We start from the raw sequence: 19,918 nt of genomic DNA, 5'->3' as shown, positions 1-19,918 counted from the left end.
GTCTACGGAAAAAAGTTTGGTCGATACTAGCCAGTAAGTATTCACATGTCAAAACAAATAGAAAAATACAATCGAGATACGCACTCAATTGGCGAAAGGGTTGAAAAATCAATGGTCAAGGGCCGCTTTCAGGAGCTTTCGCGTGTAAGGATGCGACGGCGTCGCAAAAATCCTCTCGACGTCCCCGCTTTCGACGATCGAACCGTTCTGCATCACTGCGACGCGATGCGCCATCGCCCCGATCACGGCCAGATCGTGACTGATGAAAACGAAGCCGAGGTTGTACTTCTGTTGCAACCCGGCGAGCAATTTCAGTACTTGCTGCTGAATCGACACGTCGAGCGCGCTGGTCGGTTCGTCGAGGATCAGCACGCGCGGTTCGAGCACCAGCGCGCGCGCAATCGCAATCCGCTGACGCTGGCCGCCGGAAAATTCATGCGGATAGCGGTACAGCACCGTACGGTCGAGGCCGACTTCGCGCAGCACCGACACCACCTTGTCGCGCCGCGCTTGCGGCGTCATCTGTGGCCGATGCAGCGCCAGTCCTTCGCCGACGATCCGTTCGATGGTCTGACGCGGCGAAAGCGAACTGAACGGGTCCTGAAACACAACCTGCATGTTCGCGCGTAAGGCGGTCTGTTCGGCACCGCGATACCTGCCGAGCGCCCTGCCCTGAAACTCGATCTCGCCGTGCGCGGTGCGTTGCAGACCGAGCAGCGCCATCGCGAGGGTCGACTTGCCCGAACCCGATTCGCCGACGATCCCGAGCGTCTCGCCCTGGCGCACCGACACGTTCGCGTCGGCGACCGCGCGAAAACGTCCCGACCGGAACCAGCCGCCCAAGCCCGGCAGTTTCGTTTTGAAGTCGACCGTGACCGCGCGCGCTTCGAGCAGCACCGGCGAGATCGGCAGCACCGGCACCACCGTGCGCTGCGGCCGGCTCGCCAGCAGTCGCTGCGTGTAAGGATGCTGCGGCGCCTCGAACACCTGCTCGACCGGCCCGCTCTCGACCAGCACGCCTCGCTCCATCACCGCGATGCGCTGCGCGAAGTGGCGCACCAGATTCAGATCGTGCGTAATCAGCAGCACGGCCATGCCGCGCTTTTCCGCTTCGTCGCGTTGCAACTCCAGCAGCAGCTCGACGATCTGCGCGCGAATCGTCACATCGAGCGCCGTGGTCGGCTCGTCGGCCAGCAACAGCCGTGGACGGCACGCGAGCGCCATCGCGATCATCGCGCGCTGCCGTTGGCCGCCCGACAGCTGATGCGGGTAGCTGTTTACACGCTTGCCCGGTTCGGCGATACCGGTGCGCCCCAGCAGCGCGACCGCGCGTTTGCGCGCCTCGCTCGCCGTCACGCCGTCATGCACGACGATGGTCTCCGCTATCTGGTCGCCGACCGTATAGAGCGGATTGAGCGCGGTCATCGGCTCCTGGAAAATCATCGCAATGTCCGAGCCACGCATGCCGCGCATCTCGCGTTCGCTTTTGCCGAGCAGATCGATGCCGTCGAAACGGATCGAGCCGCTCACCTGCGCGTCGCTCAGCAACCGCAGGATCGACAGCGCGGTCACACTCTTGCCCGAGCCCGACTCGCCGACCAGCGCCACCCGCTCGCCGCGCTGGATCGCGAGCGTGACGTCGTTCACCGCGACGGTGTCGCCGAAGCTCACTTGCAGATGGTCGAGTTCCAGCAGCGGCGGCGCCGGCACCGGTTGCGCGTTGTTATGAACCGTTGCGCTCATTGATTGCCTCCGGCGCGCATCGCATCGGAGATGCGGGTATCGAGCGCGTTGCGCAGCGCGTCGCCCATGAAGGTCAGCAGCAACAGCATCGCGACCAGCACACCGAAGGTGGACAACGAGATCCACCACGCGTCGAGATTCGCCTTGCCTTGCGCGAGCAGCTCACCGAGGCTGGGTGTCGGCGACGGCACGCCGAGGCCGAGAAAGTCGAGACTCGTCAGCGCGAGAATCGCACCGCTCATCCGGAACGGCAGGAATGTGATCACCGGCGTCAGACTGTTGGGCAGCACGTGGCGCCACATGATCTGCCAGTTCGACAAGCCCATCGCTCGCGCCGCGCGCACATAGTCCTGGTGGCGATTGCGCAGAAACTCCGCGCGCACGTAGTCGGACAAGCCGATCCAGCCGAACAGCGACAGCAGCACGATCAGCAGAATGAAGCCCGGCTCGAAGATCGACGAAAAGATGATCAGCAGGTAAAGCTCCGGCATCGCGCTCCAGATTTCAATCAGGCGCTGCCCGACGATATCGATACGTCCTCCGAAGTAACCCTGCACGGCGCCCGCGGCGATGCCGAGTAGCGTGCCGATCAGCGTGAGCACCAGCCCGAACTCCACCGACACCCGGAAGCCGTAGAGCAGCCGCGCGAACAGATCGCGGCCGCGGTCGTCGGTGCCGAGCCAGTTATCGCGCGACGGCGGCGCCGGGTTCGGCGCCTTCGAGAAGTAATTCAGCGTGTCGTAGTAGTAGCGATTCGGCGGATACAGCGCGAAGTTGCCCGGCGCGTCGAAGCGATGCTTGATATACGGATCGAGATAATCGGCCGGCGTCGGGAAATCGCCGCCGAACGTGGTCTCGGCGTAAGTCTTGAACATCGGGAAATACAACTGGCCGTCGTAGCGCACCACCAGTGGCTTGTCGTTCGACCACAGCGGGCCCGCGAGGCTCGCCGCAAACGCCACGACGAACACGATCAGACTCCAGTAACCCAGACGCTGCTGGCGAAAACGCTGCCACACGCGGCGCGCGGGCGAAGGCGACATGAGCGCGCGAGCGGGTTCGGTGCGCGCCGCCGCGTCGACTGAAAGGCGGGCTCGATTCATCAGCGCTCCAGTTGTTCGAATTGGATGCGGGGATCGACCCACACATAGCAGAGGTCGGAGATCAGCTTGGTCGCAAGGCCGATCAGCGTGAACAGATAGAGCGTGCCGAGCACGACCGGATAGTCGCGCCGCACCACCGATTCGTACGACAGCAGCCCGAGCCCGTCGAGTGAAAACAGCGTCTCGATCAGCAGACTGCCGGTAAAGAATGCGCCGATGAACGCTGCCGGAAAGCCCACGATCAGCGGCAACAACGCATTGCGGAACACGTGCTTCCACAGCACGCGCTTTTCCGACAGACCTTTGGCGCGCGCGGTCAGCACGTATTGCTTGCGGATCTCGTCGAGAAAGGCGTTCTTCGTCAGCATCGTGATGACCGCGAAGCTGCCGACCACCGACGCCGTGATCGGCAACGTGATGTGCCACAGATAGTCGACGATCTTGCCGCCAAGACTCAGCTGCGCCCAGTTGTCCGAAGTGAGATTGCGCAGCGGAAACAGCTGCAGGAACGTGCCGCCGCCGAACAGCACGAGCAGCAGCACGCCCAGCACGAAGCCCGGAATCGCGTAGCCGATCAGCACCACGAGGCTCGTCGCGATATCGAAGCGCGAGCCGTTGCGCACCGCCTTCGCAATGCCGAGCGGCACCGATATCAGGTATGTCAGGAAGAAGGTCCACAGGCCGATGCTGATCGACACCGGCAGCTTCGACACGATCAGCGACCACACGCTTTGATGGCGGAAATAGCTCTGCCCGAGGTCGAAGGTCGAGAAGCGCTTGAGCATCAGCACATAGCGTTCGAGCGGTGGTTTGTCGAAGCCATAGAGCTGCTTCAGCTGCGCGATCTGCTGCGCGTCGACGCCGCTATGCGAGCGCAGACCGAACGGCGCGCCGCTCTCCGCGCCCTTGCGCAGTTCGTGCTGCATCTGCTCGACCGGGCCACCCGGCACGAACTGGATCACGACGAAGGTCAGCGTCAGCACGCCGAGCAAGGTCGGGATCATCAGCAACAGGCGTTTGAGGATGTAGCTCCACATGGGCGGCGTTCCGGTGCGAAGGCGGTGAATGAATCGCGCGTTGGCGCGGCGGCGGTTGTGGCTACGAGTGCGGCTGTGTTTGCGGCGGCGGTTGCGGCTCTGCTTGTGGCTGTGTCTGCGGCTGCTCGTACCACCACATCGACGTGATCCAGCCTTCCGCGCCATAGTACAGCGGCAGGGTTGTCGGCCACGCAAGGCCGCGTTTGAACGCCACCCGATGCGTGCCGCTGTACCAGTGCGGCACGACATAGTAGCCATGCATCAGCAAGCGGTCGAGCGCATGCGTCGCGTCGACCAGTTGCTCGCGCGTCTGCGCATGCACGAGCGCGTTCAGAACCGCATCGACCACCGGCGACTTCAGCCCGATCATGTTGTCCGAGCCAGTGGTATCGGCGGCCTTGCTGCCGAAGCGCTGGATCTGCTCCGAGCCCGGCACCTGCACGTCCGGCATGCGGATCGTGGTGACGTCGAAATCGAATGCATCGAGGCGCTTCTGATAGACCGCGTAATCCGACACGCGAAACGTCGCGGTAATGCCCAGCTTCTGCAAATTGCGGATGAAGGTCGCGACGATCGGCTCCATCTGCGCGGCCGAGCCGGAGTCGTCGAGAATCTCGAACTGGAACGGCTCGCCCTTGGCGTTACGCAACGCGCCGTCGCGATAGGTCCAGCCGGCCTGTTGCAACAGCTCACGCGCTTTCAGCAGATTGGCGCGCAGCGAGCCCGGCGGATCGGTATCCGGCTGCTTCGGCGGCGGTCCGAACACGGCGGGGTCGAGCTGTGCCCGCCATGGTTCGAGCAACGCCAGCTCACCAGGTGTTGGCAAGCCCTTCGCCTGCAAATCCGTATTGGCGAAGAAACTGTCGATACGGTGGTACTGATTGAAGAACAGCTGCCGGTTCAGCCACTGAAAATCGAGCGCGAGATCGAGCGCCTTGCGCACCCGTACATCCTGGAACAATGGCCGCCGCGTGTTCAGGAAGAAGCCCTGCATGCCGGTGCCGTTGTGTTGCGAAAATTCACGCTTGATCAGTTCGCCGCTGTCGAACTTCTTGCCGACGTCGCGCCGCACCCAGTTGCGCGCAACATACTCGACCAGCACATCGTACTCACCGGCCTTGAACGCCTCGAGCCGCGCCGTGCTATCCGAATACAGCTTGTAGACGATGCGATCGAAGTTGTTCATGCCGACGCGCACCGGCAGCTCCGCACCCCAGTAATTCGGATCGCGCCGATACGTGATCGTGCGGCCGTTGTCGTACCGTTCGATCAGATAAGGGCCGCTGCCGATCGGCTTTTCGAACGCGATCTGGTCGAACGGAATGCGGCTGCCGTCCGGCCTCATCCCCCACTTGCGCGAAAACACCGGCATGCCGCCCGCGAGCAGCGGCAGTTCGCGATTGCGCTGGCGAAACTCGAAGCGCACCGTGTGCGGATCGACCACCACCGCGCGCTTGATCTCGCTGAAGATCGACGCGAATTGCGGTGCGGCCTGCGGGCTCTTCAGCGTGTCGAGGGAGAACTTGACGTCGTCGGCGGTGACCGGATCGCCGTTCGAAAAGCGCGCGCGCGGGTTGATGCGGAAGGTCACCGACAAGCCGTCCGGCGCGATGTTGATGTCGTCGGCGAGCAGCCCGTACGCGGACGCGACCTCGTCGCTGCTGCCGATGGTCAGGCTTTCGAACAGCAGGTCCACACCGGGCGCCGTATTGCCGCGCAGCGTAAACGGATTGAATTTGTCGAAGCTCGTGAGACGGCTTGGGTTAGCCAGCACCAGCGTGCCGCCCTTCGGCGCATCCGGGTTGACGTAGTCGAAGTGCTTGAAATCAGCCGGATATTTCGGCTCGCCGTATTGCGCGATGGCGTGGACCGCATGCGCTTGCGGCGCCGCGAGCAAACCGGCCATGGCTAGCATGCAGGCTGTCGCGACGGCGCGCGCCGAGCGCCATGCACGCGGCACAACTGCCAGACCGGCACGCGAGAGTCCGTGAATCACGCTGCATCGAAATGCAACCGGCGTTTGAACCCGTCGCGAGCCAGTCGTCATAGGGGCCTTGTTGGTCAGTGGGCAATGGCAATGTGAGAGAATTCTACCCAATTAATCCGCGCAGTCCGCGCATCCATCTCGCGCGACGTTCGTGTGCGCGGCGCGCAGAGCGTTCAGGAGATTTCATGGGCTTCCTCGCTGGCAAACGCATCCTGCTGACCGGCTTGTTGTCGAACCGTTCGATTGCGTACGGCATCGCGCAAGCCTGCAAGCGCGAAGGCGCCGAGTTGGCGTTCACCTACGTCGGCGAGCGTTTCAAGGACCGCATCACCGAATTCGCCACCGAGTTCGGCAGAACGGTATTTCAGCGGGACCGATCAAGACGCTAGCCGCGAGCGGCATCAAAGGCTTCGGCAAGATTCTCGAATTCGTCGAACAGAACGCGCCGCTCAAGCGCAACGTGACGATCGAACAGGTGGGCAATACCGCGGCGTTCCTGCTGTCGGATCTGGCGGCTGGTGTGACGGCGCAAATCGTGCACGTCGATAGCGGCTTCAGTGCGGTGGTGGGCGGCATGGCTGCCGTGGCCGAGTGAGCGATGAGCGCGCCTGCTGCCTCGCGATGAAGGCGCCTGCATGATGAGTACGCCTGCGGCGTAGGCGCGTGGCTCCGGACGCTACCGTTGCATTCGCGTACCGACCATGTGCGGCGGGCATAAAAATACCGCCCTTCCGGGCGGTATTTTTTGAATCTGCGGCGCTAACCTGATCGCGCTCTACAGCTTAATGCCAGCCACGATGATTGTCGTAGTGATAGCGGCCATAGTCGCTGTGGCCCGGGGGACGATGGCGATACCAATCATCGCGCGCCCAGTAGCGACGGCCGTCCCAGTAGCGGTCGCCATGCCAGCCGACCACGATCGCCGGGCCGCCGTAGTACACGGGAGCCGGTTGATAGACGACCGGCGGCGGAGGCGGTGGCGGCGGTGCGTAGACCGGAGCCGGCGCAACATAGACCGGCGCGGGAATGCCGATATTAACCCCGACGTTCAGCCCTCCGGCCATTGCAGCACCCGATGCAGCCAACGTCAAAACCCCGATCAGAAGTGGAACAAGACGAGTGGACTTCATTGATCATCCTTTGGAAGAATGTGTTTTGTTGGCGGAAATATAGCGCAAGGCGGCTCACCGCGTATTTCAAGCTTGTAATAACTAATGCACAAGATCGCACCGCCGCGGGCTACGTAACGTCTGGTTACATGCGAGCGCATTCCGGTGAAAACGGCGCCAGCCTGTAATCGAAGTGAGTGAGGCGCACACACATGCCTGATGTGCAGAGTGCATTCCTCGTCGCAATTTTATCGCTGGAGACACACACAAGCATCGCCGATGCAGCAGCGCGGCCGCTCCGATTGCACATCGGAGCGTACCGACACGCTTCTTCTGAAATTGCGGTCGCCACACATCGGCGATCTATTGGATTCACTGCGAACGAACTTGTTCAAGCGCGCAACGCATCGACGCGAAACCACGCTGAATCAGGGCCGAAAAAAACAAAACCCCGCAGAGCCTGGACTCTGCGGGGTTTGCCACCATTGCTGGCGGAGACGGAGGGGGAATGGCGTCGACTGCAAACCCTTGCTGGGTTTGACTTCCAACTTAGGAATCTGAGGCCACCCCTACTCTCACCCCCAACTTCGTCCAATCACAGTTTTCCCATATTGTGGAATTTCTTCATCTCACTCCGACGATCGGTCAAAGCCAAAGTGAGGAACAAAACGCCATCAGGCCCGCTGCTTCCTCTCGACAACCGGCCGACGATGTCGCGATAAGACAACACCGGGAGGTCAGGCCGCGAAGTAAGGGTGGACTCGATTGCCAGTTCATCTTCAGTCCGGCCCGATTTCCGCAGTCTGCTGAGCGTTCGCCCCCTGGCATGACGGCTCAATCACCCTTTCGATACTCTAAGGCGGCGGAAGCGGTATCCGACCAATCGAATCGTCGGCAAATTCGAACATTACGCCCTCAACGCCGCCATCCGATTAAGGTACTTCGTACGCTGGTTTGCGCTGCTGAAATACACCGACCTTTCCGCATTTAGAATTAACCGACGATTGATATCTTCTAGTTGGGCGCTGCTGATGTCATCCCGGCATTCCCACTTCGAACCCGATCCGGTCTGGCTGATATCCGTCAGCATGCGCGGGCTCAACGGCATCCAGCCTTCAATCTCATCAAGTCGGACGACGGTGCCATTATTCAGGATGGCCGGCGCATCGCAGCCATCAAAGCCTCCCGCGCCGGATCGCCGGCGGCCGGTCAGCTTACGCTGCGAAAAAGCGGACATTACAACTTAGCTTCTACACACCAGCCAACACACTTGCGATCCGTCGAACTTGTGCATCATAATGCACATGGTATGCAACATGGAGCCGCACATGGGCAAATCACTCGAAGTTCGACCGCGTAAATCCACCAACGTCACCTTGCCGCCTGAGGTGCTGGAGCGGGCCAAGCAGCTTGGTATTAATCTTTCGCGGGCGAGCGAGCGCGGCGTGCGCGAAGAAATCCAGGAGGCAGAGGCGCGCCGTTGGGCGGATGATAACGCCCAGTTGGTCGCCGCTTACACTGCGATGGTCGATCGCGACGGGCTTCCGCTCGCGAAATACAGGACGTTTTAATGGGCCGGTTTGATCTCTACACGAACCCCGACATTGAGACGCGCAAACTTGCACCTTACCTGCTCGACGTGCAAAGCACCCATGTCGGTATTCTACCGACGCGCATCGTGATTCCTCTGCGACCTGTCCGACATCTCGGCTTCTCCGGCAAACCATCCGACCTGCTTCCCATTTTCGAAGTCAACGGCGAAGAATGTTTCCTTGATACGCCTGGCATGAGCGCGGTCCCGTTGAACGCTCTCGGCAAGTGCATCGGTTCCCTTTCAGATCGACGTGAGGCCATCCTCGCGGCGCTCGACCGGATCTTCGGCGCATACTGAGCGATAACAGGACGGCTTTGTTCGAAAGGGGCGACCCTCGTATCAGCAAATCAACCTCAAACCTCTAAACACTAATCTCGCTGTTGCGCTTCACCCTTGAAACCGCCCCGGGAAACCGCGATTGGAGATGCGATGCAATTCGACAAGCAACAGGAGAGGCTCAGGCAGAGTGCCGCAACTATGCGTGCTGGTCCGCCGAGCTTTGGATTTGCCCCTGTACCTCCGGACACCGCCTCACACTTGAGTTGATAAATCGGCCTTGCGCCTGAACGCACGTGGCGAGCGGTACTTCAGCGCGCTATGAGGGTGCTGCTCGGGCACGCGCCTCGCGTTTGCGCTGCGCGCTGCGCGTTCCGGTTGTAACGGCACGCCATGAACAGATTCGAAACCTGATTCGAAACCTGTCCATGAACCGAGCACTGCGCCGTGCTGATCGACGGCCCGCCACAGCCAATGCTTCCTGCCGTTGATCGTCACGACCACCTCATCCAGGTGCTACTTGTCGCCGCGACCCGGCGCTGTCGAACGAATGCGCCGGGCGATCGCCAGACCGAACTTCGTCGCCCAGCACCGTACCGTTTCATAGGTAAGCTCGATGCCCCGTGCCGCCAGCATCTCCTCGACCATGCGCAGGCTGAGCGGGAACCGGTAGTACAGCCACACTGCGTAGCTGATGATGTCCGGCGGAAATCGATAGCCCTTGAACGAAATCGGCGCCTCGCCCGATGGCAGAACGGAGACGGAAGCTTTCTTCATGCCCAATTATATTCGTCGACCCCAGCACCAACTTGACAATACCTCCGCTGGACGTAATGCACGCTGCGCGTGCGGTGGTATGTGGCCTACTCGCTGAGTCTTCGCAATCTTGAGGAGATGATGGGCATCACCTGGGCGTCCCTCTCAGTCACCGTCTATAACGGCCGGCGCGAGCCGCTTACGATGACCAGCATTTGCCGGAGGTATAGCGTGCTGAATTTGGGTAGATCCGCGAAGAATTTCCGACTCCGGCATTAAGCTATTGATCAGTCGGCTAAGGCGAAAGTCACCATCCGACGTGGCTCGCGCAGCCCGCCGCACTCATCGCCGATAACCGCGTTCCGGTAGGCTACGAGGCTGAGTCGTTTCGAAGTCGCGTTGCGACCACTACTCAACGCAAACCATCGATCAGGCTATCGAGAGCAGCAGCATCCCTTGCAAAACCCCGGATGCCTTCGGCGAGCTTTTCGGTTGCCATCGCATCTTCGCTGAGGAGATAGCGGAACTGCGCTTCCGAGTATTCGGGCTGTTCGGCTGGCTCATTACAGTCTTCCGCGCTCGCCAGCATCCGCTCGACCGGTTCCGTCGACGACTTCAGTGCGGCAAGCAAGTCCGGGCTGATCGTCAACAGATCGCAGCCTGCCAGCGCTAGAATCTGCCCTGTATTGCGGAAGCTCGCGCCCATCACCTCGGTTTGAATGCCGAAGCGCTTGTAATACTTGTATATCGTCGCAACCGACCGCACACCCGGGTCATTGCTTCCGGCGTTGGCCTCTTCGTCCCAATTTCCCTTCTCACTGGCCTTGTGCCAGTCATAGATGCGGCCAACGAACGGAGAAATCAGACGGACGCCAGCATGAGCACACGCGACCGCCTGGCAGAGCGCGAACAGGAGCGTGATGTTGCAGTGGACGCCGTCGCGCTCGAGGAGCCAGGCAGCCTGAATGCCTTCCCATGTCGCGGCGATCTTGATCAGTACCCGCTCGCGATCAATGCCCGCGACTTCATACGACCCAATAATCCGATGAGCCCGTTCGATCGTCGCCTGCGTGTCAAAGCTGAGCCGCGCATCGATTTCCGTCGACACGCGTCCCGGTACGATTCCGAGAATTTCCAGCCCGAACCGGACTAGCACCGCATCGACCACCTCGGCATGCGACCGTCCTTTGCTCCGGTTGACGACGTGTGCCAGCAGCGGAGCGTACTTCGAATCCTTGACCGCCTTCAGGATCAGCGACGGGTTGGTAGTTGCGTCTCGCGGAGTGAACTGGTTCAGTTCAAGGAAGTTGCCGGTATCGGCAACGACCGTCGTGTACTGCTTAAGTTGGTCGAGTTGATTCATGGCAGGAAAGTTCTATCCGAATACTGTGGTCAGGAAGTAAGCGACTGCGCCGCCGGGAAAAGGCTCCGAAATTTGCGATATCGCTGCTGTAATGCTTCGGTACGGGCCGGCTGCGGAACGAACTTGCGTTTCAACGGGAGTATGGTCTTCAATCGCGCCGGGTCCTGGCCGCAGGCAGCAAAACCTAGTTTCGCTGCGCCGATACAGGCTCCAAGCTCGCTCCCAACCAGCGTGTGCAACTCTCGTCCCAGTACGTCGGAAAGCAACTGCGCCCAGTAGTCGCTTCGCGCCCCGCCGCCGACAAGCGCGCATCTGCCGACCGCCACGCCCGAAGACTCGACGGCCGCAGCCGCGTCGCGCAAGGCAAATGCGACACCCTCGAGGACGGCATAACCGAGCAAGGCGGGGGATGTGTCAACGCCCAGGTTCATGAATCCGCCACGAACTAGCGGGTCGTTGTATGGCGTGCGTTCGCCCGCCAGGTAAGGCAGAAACAGGGGGGCGTCTGGCGGCGGATTTTCGTTGACGGGTACAGCGCCTGATATGAGATCGAGCAAAGACTGTTCAGAAGGCATGGACAGGATTCTTGTCACCCATCGCAGACAGCTTGCCCCCGACAGGATGGCGCCCATCGCATACCATTCATTGCGTAACGTATGAGCGAAGCGATGAATTCCTCCGCTGATGTTGGCAGTGGGATCGTCAGTCAACGCAACGACGGCAGCGCTAGTGCCAAGTGTGATAAACGCGTCACCCGCCGAGCATGCACCAATACCGACGGCTGAGGCCGGATTGTCCCCTGCACCACCCGCGACCACGACCGAAGTACGAAGCCCGAACTGCTCGGCAGTCTGCTTCGTGACATAGCCAGACGGGCTCGTTCCGTCAACGATCTCAGGCAACTGTCGCAGCGTGAGACCCGTCGCATTGACAATGGGCTCATACCAGGCGCGTCGGGGAACGTCCAGCCAGAGGGTGCCGGCCGCGTCAGACGTGTCGGTGACGCGCAAGCCTGTCAGGCGCAGCCTAAGAAAGTCCTTGGGCGACATGACGCAATCGATTCTTGCAAAAGTGCCAGGCTCATTTTTCTTGAGCCACAACATCTTCGGTGCAGTGAATCCTGCCATGGGCACGCTTCCAAGCAAATCGACGGCCGACGCGAATCGCTCAGCCAATTCGGCTGCCTGCACCGTCGCGCGGGAGTCGTTCCAGATAATGGCGGGCCGTACAGGCTCGTCGTTGACGTCAAGAGCAACGACGCCGTGCATTTGTCCCGACAATCCAATGCAGTCCACCTGTGACCAGGCATCGGGAAATCGGCTGCGCAGGTCGCCAAGCGCAGCAAGACATGCGCTCCACCACTCTTCAGGGTTCTGCTCCGACCAGCCGGCACGCGGGTAGTAGCTCTTCACGGGTGAAGAGGCGGTCCCATGCACGGAGTCATCCTCGCCCAAAAGTGCTGCTTTCAGGTCCGTCGTGCCTAGGTCGATGCCGAGAGAAAAGCGGGTACTCGATGGAGTTGCCATTACATTTACCGTTGGAAGCAGTGACAAGCGCTCGTCATAAGCGGTCCGGAAGCAATTTCGACACGGCACCCGAACTGAGCGCCCGTAGCGAATCTGCCCTCGCAGGATGAAACCGGGTAAGCTTTTGCCCGCGCACGATGCGGGCATCAACCACGCGCGTGATTTCACCAGACGAAGCTGGTTTTATCATAGCGATAGCCAGTAATTACCTTAGTATGACTATGTACTATGAAGCGAATCCCGTTCGGCTTTCGGTGCGTCGGCAAGCCAATGGCCAATCCTCAGGCCACAAGCGGCGAATGCTGTTCGAAGCAGCGCCACTTCATTGCCAACGGATTTCAGCCTCCCAGCACATAGCGGGAGAACGCGAGCGCCTGACGAGCATCCTCATCCATTTTTGCCTCATCGGCTCCTTCAGTGAGATCGCGCCAAACCTTAATGTCGGACCCGATTGTGCCGCCCGTTTTCACAAACGGCTCCATCACAACCGCTCCCGCATAGTTGATGTCGCGAAGCGCCAAGCCAACTTCGTGCCATGGAATTCGACCTTTACCCGGCACGCGGCGATTGTTCTCGCCGGTGTGAAAGTGCCCAAGCAAGTGGCCAGCGGTACGGATAGCTTCACCAATGCTGTCTTCCTCGATATTCATATGGAACGTATCGAGCATGACCTTGACGTTGGGCTTGCCAACGTCTTTCACGAAGTCCACACCTTCGGCTGCGGTGTTCAGGACATGGTTTTCGAAGCGATTGAGGACTTCAATGCAGAGGTCGATCCCCAGGTCGTTAGCGAAGTCCGCGATGCCGTGGATGCCTTCAACACCACGAGCGCGATCACCAGCCTTGTCAACCGGTTTCGTATAGTCGACGGGCCAATAGGAATGCAGTGCGCCGCCGATCGTCTTGATGTCGAGCTTCGCGACATTCGTGAGCGTTTGCTTGAAAAACTCCTTGCCCGCTTCGCGGACCGATGCTTCCGGCGACGACAGGTTCCGCGTTTTAGACGGCCCGATACCTGCGGTCAGTATGATGTTGTTGTCTTGCGCGCACCGTTTGATGTCGGCGAGTTCGGCGTCGCTGTATTCATTGATGTGATGTGCGGCAACCTCGATTACGTCGAAGCCCAGCTTCGCGACTTTTTCGACGTATGGCGCAAATTTCGCGCTCCACTCGTGTTCCCAGTAGGAGTAGTAGATTCCGAATTTCATGAGAGCCCCTTCAGGTTTTCAATCGCAATCGATGACTCCGGCAAATCAAGCCCGAGCGTAGTAGAAAAAGTGTAGCGTCAAACTACAGTGAATCCGCCGTCCATCACGAGATCTGCGCCCGTGGTAAATGCCGCGGCATCACTCGCCAGGTACAGAACGCCGCCGATCAAGTCCTCGGGCAGGCCCATTGCGGGCGTCACGCTTTGGCTCATCCATGAATCCTGCCAATCCTGGCGCACGTGGACAGTCATTTCAGTCTTGATGTAGCCCGGGCTGATGGAATTCACACGCACTTTGTGCCGGGCCCACTCGACCGCCAGCGATTTCGTCAGTTGGATGACGCCGGCCTTCGATGTGTTGTAGACGCTTTGCGTCTGCGGCCGGTTGACGATGTGCGCCGACATGGAGGCCGTGTTAATAATGGAACCTCCACCTTGAGCAATCATCTGTCGTGCAGCCGCTCGAGCAGTCAGGAAGACGCCATTCAGATTGACGTCAATCACTTTCTTCCAGTCGGCGAGGTCAAGCGTCTCAGCCGGCGTGTTGTTAGCGATGCCCGCGTTATTAAGGGCGACGTCGAGTCGGCCGAACTTGCCGACGATCTGCGTCATCATCGAATCGACTTCTGCCGCGTTGGTGACGTCTACCTTGAGAGCCAACGCCTTGACGCCGCGGCCTTCGATTTCTTCAGCGACTTCGTCGGCCTTGGCCTGGTTGACGTCGACAATTGCGACGTTCATGCCGCTGCGCGCCATTGCCAGTGCGACTGCCTTGCCAATGCCTTGTGCACCGCCAGTAATGAACGCCGACTTTCCCGTCAAGCCAAACAATTCATCGAGATATGACATCACGGACCTCTAATTTAAAAGTAAATTGGTTAGTGGCGATTTCTCGTCCGCAAGCCTTCGGTCAGAACAGCGGCCACGATAATCAGACCCTTCACGATGCGCTGGAAATAGTCGGGGATGCCTGCCAGGTTCATGATGTTTGAAATCACACCGAGGATCAGGACGCCAACGATGGTATTCAACACGCGGCCTCGACCGCCTTGCAGGCTGGCGCCACCGATGACAACTGCGGCGATCGCGTCGAGCTCCAGCCCCTCACCAAGGATCGGAGAACCGACGCCAGTCCGTGAGGCGAGAACGACGGCGCTGATTCCGCATGCAAACCCAGAGAAAACATAGGCGAAGACTTTGAAGAACCACACCTGGATGCCGGAATAGACAACAGATGTCTCATTGCTGCCGGTGGCAATCAGAATCCGGCCGACGATCGTCTTCTGCAAGATGAACCACGTGACGAATGCGAAAACCAACATCACCAGAATCGGCAGCGGTACGCCAAAGACGCTGCTCTGCGCGAAATTCGCAATAAAGTCGTTGTCAATCATGATTGGGCGACCGCCGGACACAGTTAAAGCCAGACCGCGCACAATCGTCATCATTGCCAACGTCGCGACGAATGCAGCGATGTTTGCTTTCGCCACAAGCAGGCCCGAGACAAAACCAGCCAGGCAGGTAGCCGCAATGCCCAGCGCCAGACTTGTCAGCAACCCGAATCCATACTTCTCGAGGCACACCGCGATGACGACGGAGGACAGCGCGACCATCGAACCGACCGAGAGGTCAATGCCGCCGATCATGATGACGAGCAACATTCCGCAGGAAATTACTCCCAGATAGGAGACCTGGCTTAGGATGTTCAGAATGTTGCTATAGTCGTAGAAATTATTTGATACGAAACCAGCGATTATCAGCATCGCGATGAAAACAAAAATCACCGTGTTCTCGGATACCACCCTACGGAATTTTTGCACTGCGCTGCCGGACTTGGCTCCACCCAACCTTGTCGAAAATGTAGTCATGATGCCACCGCCTCTTGATTGGATACAGGAAAGGCCAAATGCATGATTGCCTTTTCGCTAATGTCTTTGCCGCGCAGATCCCCCGAGACGGTTCCCTCTGTAAAGACGGCAACACGGTCTGCCATCCCGATAACCTCCGACAGTTCGGATGAAATGAGGATGACGCCAAATCCTTGATCGGCCAGTTTGTTAATCACGTGATAGATCTCGACCTTGGCGCCGACATCAACGCCTCGAGTGGGTTCGTCGAGAATGAGAATTTCGCTAGCCGTGTTCAGCCACTTCGCGATAACGACCTTCTGCTGGTTGCCGCCAGATAGAGAACCTGCAGCGTGATGAACGCTCCCACATTTAATGCGAAGCTCCTTCACATACTGCGAGCCGATCTCCTCTTCCTTTTTGTGGTTGATCAGTACGAACTTTTTGATCACACCCTTGACCTTCGCCATTGTGATGTTTTCGAGGATGCTCATCCGAAGCGCCAGCCCCTGGTGCTTGCGGTCTTCGGGAATCAGCCCAATCTTGAGCCGTTTGGCATCCTTGATGTTCTTGACGGAGACCTTTTCTCCGTTGACGAAGAGTTCACCTTCGGTGATCTTGTCCAGGCCGAAAACTGCACGGGCGAACTCTGTCCGTCCGGAGCCAATCAGCCCGGAAAGACCCAAAATCTCGCCCCTGTGGAGGGTGAGGTTGACGTTATGAATTCCGTTGTTTGCGGACAGATTCTCAGCACGGAGGAGCTCTTTCCCGATGTTGATTTTTTCCCTTTTGGGGAAAAGAGTTGCGAACTCCCGGCCAGTCATCTCGGTGATGATCTTGGCCTTATCGAGCTCACCTACGTCCTTGGTGGAAACGAGTTCGCCGTCTTTCATCGCTGAGATGCGGTCGGACAGTCGGAGAACTTCTTCGAGGCGATGCGAAATATAGATAATCGAAACGCCTTCCTTGCGAAGACTCTCGAGAATCCCAAACAGCTTTTCAGACTCGGAGTCTGTCAGGACCGCAGTCGGCTCATCGAGGATCAGGATCCTGGCATCCTGTGAGAGCGCCTTGGCGATCTCTACGACCTGTTGCAACGCGACGGGCAAGGTGCGGACAAGCCGGTGTGGATCAATTTTGAAGCCGAGCCGGTCAAGGATGCCTTTTGACTTGCGAAACAAGTCTGCAAAAGGAACGACGAGCCGCTTTTTCCCACCGTTGAGATTGCCGAGGTAGATGTTCTCGGCAACGCTGAGGTCAGGCGCCAGCGAGAACTCCTGATAGATGATCCCGATACCCAACTCTTTGCTGGTTACCGTGTCTCCGATGTCCGTCTCCTTACCGAAAATCGCGATGTTTCCGGTGTCCTTGACCACAGCGCCTGAAAGCACCTTCATCAAGGTCGACTTTCCGGCACCGTTCTCACCGACAATTGAATGAATTTCGCCGGGGCGGACTTTCAGAGAGACATTATTGAGTGCGTGTATCCCGCCAAACCGTTTGGAAACGGAATCAATTTCAACAGCATAGGTTTCCATATCACACCTTCCGCAGAACCGACTTGCCCTGAAGCGATAAGCCAGGGAGACGCGATGTCTCTCTTCTCGACAGCAGACGCTGCGATTAGAACGGCGAGTTGGCGTTGTAGACGGTCGAGACGTTGTCTTTCGTCACCAGCAGCTTTCGCACATATGTGATGTCCGGGAAGTTACGGCGGCCAGTCTCGACGTACTCTTTAAGCACGTCGACAACGGTTTTCCCTATAAGGCTCGGCGAGTTTTCACCGGTAGCTACGAGATCACCGTCCATAATCGCCTTGTAGGCGAATTTGTTGCCGTCGAAGCTGAAGATCTTCATCTTGCCTTGCATGTTCCGTGCCTTAATCGCGCGAATCATGCCGATGACCATCGCGTCGCTTTCCGAATACACCATGTTGATGTCGGGATGCGCGACCAGAATGTCTTCCATGACCTTGCGGCCGTCATTCTGATTCCAATTGCCGTAAAGCTGAGCAACCACATTCACGTTGGAATTGCCGTAGTTCTTCATGCGATATTCGTTGAAGCCGCCGAGGAAGCCAGTGCGGCGGTCCTGCGACACCACGTTGCCTGCGGAACCGCTGACAATCGCCAGCTTGATGGGGTTATTCCCCATGTACTTGCCGGCGAACTCCCCGGTTTGTACGTTGCCGTCGTAGTTCTGCGCGCGAACCTGCGTGAGAACTTTCGCGTTTCCTTGAAGGCCACTGTCGAAGGTGATCACCGGAATTTTCAGCGCGTTTGCCTTCTTCGCGCACTGCGCCCCCTCTGCCGGCTCCTGGGGATTCAACACGAGGAAATCGATATGGCGCGAAAGCAGATCCTCGCAATCCTTGAGCTGCTTGGTCATGTCATTCTGGGCGTCTGTCAGGATGACAGTGAAGCCATTCTTCTCACCTTCTGCCTTGATGGCGTTCGAGATAGTCCCGAAATATTCGTTCATGTCGCGGTTCGTTACGCCAATCACCTTGCCCTTCGGGCTGGCGGGCTTGGCCTCCTGAGCGCCTGCGGAGGTGACTGCACCGACGGCCATCGCGATAACCGCCGCCAGTGTGATTGCTTTCTTTGTGTTGACGCGCATGTCTGTCTCCTAACGTTTCTGTTCAGCTGTTGGGTGGTCGCGGCCGGGGGCGGCGCCGTTTGCTAAATCCATTTAGCTATCCGGTAAATCGAATGCTGAATCTATTTAGCAGCCTGGTCAACTCCGTGGAAACCCTGATTTTGCTTTCCGTGCCGAAAGGTCTAAGGTCTGCGGTACGAAAACGAATGTGCTGCTGAAGTGAACCAAATGGCTCCCACCGATTCCAGACGAAAATCCACGATTTACGATATCGCGAAAGCGACGGGTTCTTCGACATCCACGGTTAGCATGGTGTTGAACGGAACCTGGGAGCGGTATCGAATCAAGGAGGAAACCGCCAATCGCGTCCTCGAAGTCGCGCGAGACCTTGGCTACAAGGTCAACATGCGAGCGCGCGGATTACGTCTTTCGCGCTCCGGACTTGCGGGAATGATCCTTCCCCACTATAGGAACCGCTTTTTCGCGGGGCTTGCCGAGACCTTTGAGGAGCAGGCCAGAAGTCGGGGTCTCTGCCCCATTGTCGTCAGTACTCAACGAGACCCCTCGGTGGAATTGAGCGTCACCCAGACGCTTCTGTCGCAGCACGTAGAGTTGCTCTTCATTGCCGGCGTGCAAAACCCGACGCCGCTAAACAATCTCTGTTCAGAAGCGGGTGTATCGTCTATTAACCTCGACCTGCCTGGTGAGGGGGCACCGTCGGTTGTCTCAGACAATCGAGGTGGCGCACGGGTGCTCACTGACGTTTTGATCGAGAAGATCAAGGCCCGCGGCGCCCCTCCAGAAGAACTGGTGTTTGTCGGCGGGATCGCCAATGAATACGCGACTGAAATGCGTATTGCCGGGTACCGCGATGCTTTCGAGGCCCGGCATCTGAAGCCTGTGGTCCAGTCACTCGAAATCTGCGGGTACAGTGCCTCGGCTGCCCGGAAGGCGCTCGCGCGTCAATATGAGACACGCGGACGGTTGCCGGTTGGGTTGCTGATCAATTCGATTACGGCGTTTGAAGGGCTGGTCGAGTTTGTGTCGGAGTTGCCACGAGACGCGTTGAAGTCGTGTGTGGTAGGGTGCTTTGACTGGGATCCATTCGCAGCACGATTGCCGTTTGACGTAACGATGTTGCATCAGGACGTACAGGCCATAATCCTGGAAGCGTTCTCCCTGGTCGATAACAGTGAAGGGGGCGCGCCCCCTTGCATCCTCGTTCCTACACGCTTCAGCGAGATGTCCGACGACGATGTGCAAACCACGAAGGGGAGCACGACGGATGATTGCCATCCATCCTCGCCGAAACATTGCGCGTGAAGCAGTTTGCAGGTCGACCGTGCCGGAGGTCGTGGGCATTCCCGTCATCTACAATCTCGCCGGTCTGCGCACGTTGCTCCCGGCGGAGTGTGCAGGATAAACCCTTCACATGGTTCCAGCGCCGATGGGTAACAACCTCAGCCTTCAGATCGTGTGGGAAGACGGCGAGCGTGTCTTCTGTCGAGGGCAGCGCCCGGGCTATGGCAGCGCCAATAACGTCCTGATTGTGCGGGCTGCCACCGACCATCCCCTGCCCGCCAGCCTCGATCGCCTTGCCCATGAATTCGCACTGAAGGACGAACTCGATGGCGCGTGGGCGGTGCGGCCGCTGGAGCTTCTGCGCGAAGACGGCCGGACCCTGCTGGTGCTCGAGGATCCGGGCGGTGAGCCGCTCGCGCGGCTGCTCGGCGCGCCCATGGAGCTGGACAGCGTCTTGCGCCTCGCCGCCG

At 59.0% G+C, this 19,918-nt stretch carries 17 protein-coding genes and 2 pseudogenes; 5 read left to right on the top strand and 14 right to left on the bottom strand.

Annotation, left to right across the window (positions count from 1 at the left end):
• Positions 1-108: 108 nt before the first annotated feature.
• The 4 genes from HV744_RS03855 to HV744_RS03840 all read right to left on the bottom strand — a co-directional run bounded on the left by HV744_RS03855 (position 109) and on the right by HV744_RS03840 (position 5,930).
• A complete protein-coding gene (locus HV744_RS03855; protein ID WP_175148232.1) occupies positions 109-1,743 on the bottom strand; it encodes an ABC transporter ATP-binding protein in 1,635 nt (544 codons plus the stop codon).
• Positions 1,740-2,846, bottom strand: a complete 1,107-nt coding sequence (locus tag HV744_RS03850; protein WP_175148231.1) for an ABC transporter permease — start codon at positions 2,844-2,846, stop codon at positions 1,740-1,742. Before HV744_RS03850 ends, HV744_RS03855 begins: the two co-directional genes overlap by 4 nt.
• Positions 2,846-3,883, bottom strand: coding sequence for a microcin C ABC transporter permease YejB (locus tag HV744_RS03845; protein ID WP_175148230.1), 1,038 nt, complete (start codon positions 3,881-3,883; stop codon positions 2,846-2,848). The genes HV744_RS03850 and HV744_RS03845 overlap by 1 nt, the downstream gene beginning before the upstream one ends.
• A 61-nt stretch (positions 3,884-3,944) precedes the next feature.
• The gene (locus HV744_RS03840; RefSeq protein ID WP_175148229.1) at positions 3,945-5,930 is read right to left on the bottom strand and encodes an extracellular solute-binding protein; all 1,986 of its coding nucleotides are present in this window, start codon (positions 5,928-5,930) and stop codon (positions 3,945-3,947) included.
• Between the two features lie 125 nt (positions 5,931-6,055).
• Between HV744_RS03840 and HV744_RS03835 the strand changes: the two are divergent.
• Positions 6,056-6,465, top strand: a pseudogene (locus tag HV744_RS03835) (SDR family oxidoreductase).
• 187 nt (positions 6,466-6,652) lie between these two features.
• On the opposite strand, the gene HV744_RS03830 reads toward HV744_RS03835, so the two are convergent.
• Both HV744_RS03830 and HV744_RS03825 read right to left on the bottom strand, forming a co-directional pair.
• Positions 6,653-7,000: a hypothetical protein gene (locus HV744_RS03830; RefSeq protein WP_175148228.1), complete on the bottom strand. Its 348-nt coding sequence runs from the start codon at positions 6,998-7,000 to the stop codon at positions 6,653-6,655.
• 886 nt (positions 7,001-7,886) lie between these two features.
• Positions 7,887-8,216 (bottom strand): hypothetical protein, encoded by a 330-nt coding sequence (locus HV744_RS03825; protein WP_175148227.1) that lies wholly within the window; start codon positions 8,214-8,216, stop codon positions 7,887-7,889.
• 91 nt (positions 8,217-8,307) lie between these two features.
• Between HV744_RS03825 and HV744_RS03820 the strand changes: the two genes are divergently transcribed.
• Positions 8,308-8,550: a type II toxin-antitoxin system CcdA family antitoxin gene (locus HV744_RS03820; protein WP_246278935.1), complete on the top strand. Its 243-nt coding sequence runs from the start codon at positions 8,308-8,310 to the stop codon at positions 8,548-8,550.
• Positions 8,550-8,870, top strand: a complete 321-nt coding sequence (locus HV744_RS03815; protein WP_175148225.1) for a CcdB family protein — start codon at positions 8,550-8,552, stop codon at positions 8,868-8,870. Before HV744_RS03820 ends, HV744_RS03815 begins: the two co-directional genes overlap by 1 nt.
• Before the next feature lie 417 nt (positions 8,871-9,287).
• Here the strand turns inward: HV744_RS03815 and HV744_RS03810 are convergent.
• The 8 genes and pseudogenes from HV744_RS03810 to HV744_RS03770 all read right to left on the bottom strand — a co-directional run.
• A pseudogene (locus HV744_RS03810) lies at positions 9,288-9,602 on the bottom strand (IS6 family transposase); the annotation flags it as partial.
• 415 nt (positions 9,603-10,017) lie between these two features.
• On the bottom strand, positions 10,018-10,968 hold the full coding sequence (tal, locus tag HV744_RS03800; protein WP_175148224.1) for a transaldolase: 951 nt from the start codon (positions 10,966-10,968) through the stop codon (positions 10,018-10,020).
• Positions 10,969-10,997: 29 nt separating this feature from the next.
• Entirely contained in the window at positions 10,998-12,494 is a 1,497-nt protein-coding gene (gene xylB / locus HV744_RS03795) for a xylulokinase (protein WP_175148223.1), read from the bottom strand.
• A gap of 338 nt (positions 12,495-12,832) precedes the next feature.
• On the bottom strand, positions 12,833-13,702 hold the full coding sequence (locus tag HV744_RS03790) for a D-psicose 3-epimerase (protein ID WP_175148222.1): 870 nt from the start codon (positions 13,700-13,702) through the stop codon (positions 12,833-12,835).
• Positions 13,703-13,779: 77 nt separating this feature from the next.
• Positions 13,780-14,550 (bottom strand): SDR family oxidoreductase, encoded by a 771-nt coding sequence (locus HV744_RS03785; RefSeq protein WP_175148221.1) that lies wholly within the window; start codon positions 14,548-14,550, stop codon positions 13,780-13,782.
• Between the two features lie 29 nt (positions 14,551-14,579).
• Complete coding sequence (locus tag HV744_RS03780) at positions 14,580-15,569, bottom strand: ABC transporter permease (RefSeq protein WP_217469092.1); 990 nt, start codon at positions 15,567-15,569, stop codon at positions 14,580-14,582.
• Entirely contained in the window at positions 15,566-17,086 is a 1,521-nt protein-coding gene (locus HV744_RS03775; protein ID WP_175148220.1) for a sugar ABC transporter ATP-binding protein, read from the bottom strand. The genes HV744_RS03780 and HV744_RS03775 overlap by 4 nt, the downstream gene beginning before the upstream one ends.
• Positions 17,087-17,171: 85 nt before the next feature.
• Complete coding sequence (locus HV744_RS03770) at positions 17,172-18,167, bottom strand: sugar ABC transporter substrate-binding protein (protein ID WP_175148219.1); 996 nt, start codon at positions 18,165-18,167, stop codon at positions 17,172-17,174.
• 207 nt (positions 18,168-18,374) lie between these two features.
• On the opposite strand from HV744_RS03770, the gene HV744_RS03765 reads away from it, so the two are divergent.
• Positions 18,375-19,469 (top strand): LacI family DNA-binding transcriptional regulator, encoded by a 1,095-nt coding sequence (locus HV744_RS03765; RefSeq protein ID WP_175148218.1) that lies wholly within the window; start codon positions 18,375-18,377, stop codon positions 19,467-19,469.
• A 124-nt stretch (positions 19,470-19,593) separates the two neighbouring features.
• Positions 19,594-19,918 (top strand): hypothetical protein (locus HV744_RS03760; RefSeq protein WP_217469091.1); only part of this gene is annotated, 325 nt, incomplete at its 3' end.

Origin of the sequence: Paraburkholderia ultramafica (genome assembly GCF_902859915.1) — a bacterium.
Lineage (GTDB): Bacteria > Pseudomonadota > Gammaproteobacteria > Burkholderiales > Burkholderiaceae > Paraburkholderia > Paraburkholderia ultramafica.
The sequence above is the reverse complement of the archived record's forward strand: the minus strand, read 5'-3'. Positions and strand labels throughout refer to the sequence as shown.

Excerpts from the sequence above, each read along its gene's own strand:
- HV744_RS03855 (WP_175148232.1), bottom strand. The coding sequence starts at position 1,743 with ATGAGCGCAACGGTTCATAACAACGCGCAACCGGTGCCGGCGCCGCCG.
- HV744_RS03850 (WP_175148231.1), bottom strand. The coding sequence starts at position 2,846 with ATGAATCGAGCCCGCCTTTCAGTCGACGCGGCGGCGCGCACCGAACCC.
- HV744_RS03845 (WP_175148230.1), bottom strand. The coding sequence starts at position 3,883 with ATGTGGAGCTACATCCTCAAACGCCTGTTGCTGATGATCCCGACCTTG.
- HV744_RS03840 (WP_175148229.1), bottom strand. The coding sequence starts at position 5,930 with ATGACGACTGGCTCGCGACGGGTTCAAACGCCGGTTGCATTTCGATGC.
- HV744_RS03830 (WP_175148228.1), bottom strand. The coding sequence starts at position 7,000 with ATGAAGTCCACTCGTCTTGTTCCACTTCTGATCGGGGTTTTGACGTTG.
- HV744_RS03825 (WP_175148227.1), bottom strand. The coding sequence starts at position 8,216 with ATGTCCGCTTTTTCGCAGCGTAAGCTGACCGGCCGCCGGCGATCCGGC.
- HV744_RS03820 (WP_246278935.1), top strand. The coding sequence starts at position 8,308 with ATGGGCAAATCACTCGAAGTTCGACCGCGTAAATCCACCAACGTCACC.
- HV744_RS03815 (WP_175148225.1), top strand. The coding sequence starts at position 8,550 with ATGGGCCGGTTTGATCTCTACACGAACCCCGACATTGAGACGCGCAAA.
- tal (WP_175148224.1), bottom strand. The coding sequence starts at position 10,968 with ATGAATCAACTCGACCAACTTAAGCAGTACACGACGGTCGTTGCCGAT.
- xylB (WP_175148223.1), bottom strand. The coding sequence starts at position 12,494 with ATGGCAACTCCATCGAGTACCCGCTTTTCTCTCGGCATCGACCTAGGC.
- HV744_RS03790 (WP_175148222.1), bottom strand. The coding sequence starts at position 13,702 with ATGAAATTCGGAATCTACTACTCCTACTGGGAACACGAGTGGAGCGCG.
- HV744_RS03785 (WP_175148221.1), bottom strand. The coding sequence starts at position 14,550 with ATGTCATATCTCGATGAATTGTTTGGCTTGACGGGAAAGTCGGCGTTC.
- HV744_RS03780 (WP_217469092.1), bottom strand. The coding sequence starts at position 15,569 with ATGACTACATTTTCGACAAGGTTGGGTGGAGCCAAGTCCGGCAGCGCA.
- HV744_RS03775 (WP_175148220.1), bottom strand. The coding sequence starts at position 17,086 with ATGGAAACCTATGCTGTTGAAATTGATTCCGTTTCCAAACGGTTTGGC.
- HV744_RS03770 (WP_175148219.1), bottom strand. The coding sequence starts at position 18,167 with ATGCGCGTCAACACAAAGAAAGCAATCACACTGGCGGCGGTTATCGCG.
- HV744_RS03765 (WP_175148218.1), top strand. The coding sequence starts at position 18,375 with ATGGCTCCCACCGATTCCAGACGAAAATCCACGATTTACGATATCGCG.